Annotated in this window: 3 protein-coding genes and 1 pseudogene; all 4 read left to right on the top strand. The window is 48.3% G+C overall.

What is annotated here, in order from left to right; translation table 11 throughout:
* Window positions 1-239 (top strand): annotated as a pseudogene (locus GRP75_RS25985) (ribosome biogenesis GTPase YqeH); the annotation flags it as partial.
* Between the two features lie 105 nt (window positions 240-344).
* Window positions 345-1,214: a shikimate dehydrogenase gene (aroE, locus tag GRP75_RS25990; RefSeq protein WP_160790768.1), complete on the top strand. Its 870-nt coding sequence runs from the start codon at window positions 345-347 to the stop codon at window positions 1,212-1,214.
* 68 nt (window positions 1,215-1,282) lie between these two features.
* On the top strand, window positions 1,283-1,579 hold the full coding sequence (gene yhbY / locus GRP75_RS25995; RefSeq protein ID WP_160790769.1) for a ribosome assembly RNA-binding protein YhbY: 297 nt from the start codon (window positions 1,283-1,285) through the stop codon (window positions 1,577-1,579).
* 17 nt (window positions 1,580-1,596) lie between these two features.
* Window positions 1,597-1,804, top strand: a 208-nt coding sequence (locus tag GRP75_RS26000) for a nicotinate-nicotinamide nucleotide adenylyltransferase (RefSeq protein WP_160790770.1), incomplete at its 3' end; no start/stop codon positions are given.

The raw sequence follows: 1,804 nt of genomic DNA on the forward strand, positions 1-1,804 counted from the left end.
CCCGGCATGATCAGCGAACAACTGATCATGCCGGGGAATTGTTATCTCCGCCAACACGCAATCAATTGGCAGAAATGCCGGAATGGACAAGACATGAGTTCCGCGTTCCACGCAAATCTCCATCGGACATCTACATTTCCGGTTTGGGATGGATCAGAGTGAATAGCGAGAACGGAGCTCTGGTTGCGGTTCATGCTCGTCGGGGAGTCCGTGTGCTTTTGCGGCCTGCGTTGATATAACGTTGCTGTAACCATGTTATAGGGCGGCAAGGAACAGGTACTGGTTCCTGCCGCCATTCATGTATTTGTGCGGCCTAATATTTTGCAATATGGGGGAGAGCAACGATGAACAGCGGGGAGTCTGAAGCGACCGAACAAGGTCTTGTACTATTGGGCGTATTGGGTGATCCGATCAAGCACTCCAAATCGCCTCTTATGCATAAAATAGCTTTACAGGCAGCGGGGATTGAAGGAGATTTTGTACCTCTTCATGTCAAACCGGATCAGCTGGAAGATGCCATGAAGGGGATTCGCGCTATGCATTTCCGCGGAGTCAATGTGACGATTCCCCATAAAGTCGAGGTTATGAAATATCTGGATGAGATTGATGAAGGGGCCAGACTCATTGGCGCTGTCAATACGATAGTGAACGACAATGGACGGCTCAAGGGCTATAACACGGACGGAATTGGCTACGTACGTTCCCTCAAAGAAGAGACTTCTGTCGATTTGAAGGGCGCAAGAATTGCTGTTCTTGGAGCCGGAGGGGCTGCTCGTGGCGTAATTCATGCTCTATTGGAAGAGCAACCGGAATCGGTTATTATTTTGAACCGAACACGTGACAAAGCTGAGCAACTAGCATTAGAGTGGACGACGGAGGCGATCCCAGTGAGGGGTTATTCCAACGAGGATGCCAAGAACGTGCTCGCCACAGTGAATGTGTTGATTAACACAACCTCGGTGGGAATGTCCCCTTTATCGGATGAACTTCCACTGGAAACGAGCTTGATTCCGGAGGGAATCATTGTGAGTGATTTGATCTACAATCCGCTGGAAACGAGACTTTTACGGGAAAGCCGTGAACAGCGCGGCTGCACTGTACATGGGGGCTTGGGCATGTTCGTGTACCAGGGGGCTGTGGCTTTTGAGTATTTTACAGGGGTTGTCCCTGCTGTAGAGCAAATGAGAGTGGCTGTGCTGAGTAGCCTGTCGTAAGTAAGATTGTACATTAAAATTATGGAAATGCTGCATTGCATATGTGGCGACGAAGGGGTTAAATATACATGTTAACAAGTAAACAAAAAAGATATTTGCGTTCAATGGCGCATCATTTGGACCCGGTTTTTCAAGTAGGCAAAAACGGTACGAATGAGCATCTTATGCGTCACATCAACGATGCGATTGAAAAACGTGAGCTGATGAAAGTGCAAATTTTGAACAACTGTTTGGACGACAAACATGAAATTGCGGAAGAACTGGCCGCGGAGACAGGTTCTGAGCTTGTTCAGATCATCGGGAGCACTATTATTTTGTACAAAGAATCCCGTGATCATAAGGAAATCGAGTTGCCTAGAGGATAACACGCGGGGAGAAAATTATGAAAATCGGTATTATGGGTGGTACATTTGACCCGATTCATATTGGACATCTGCTGGCTGGAGAAGCGGCAAGAGATGCCTATGGGCTGGATCAAGTATGGTTTATGCCTTCTCATATTCCTCCGCACAAGCATCAGGCGGGGGCGAGCGGTAAGGAGCGTCTGGAGATGACGAGTGAAGCGGTAGCGGGTCATCCTGCTTTTGAAG

Source organism: Paenibacillus sp. OT2-17 (assembly GCF_009827695.1).
GTDB classification, from domain to species: Bacteria; Bacillota; Bacilli; order Paenibacillales; family Paenibacillaceae; genus Paenibacillus; species Paenibacillus polymyxa_B.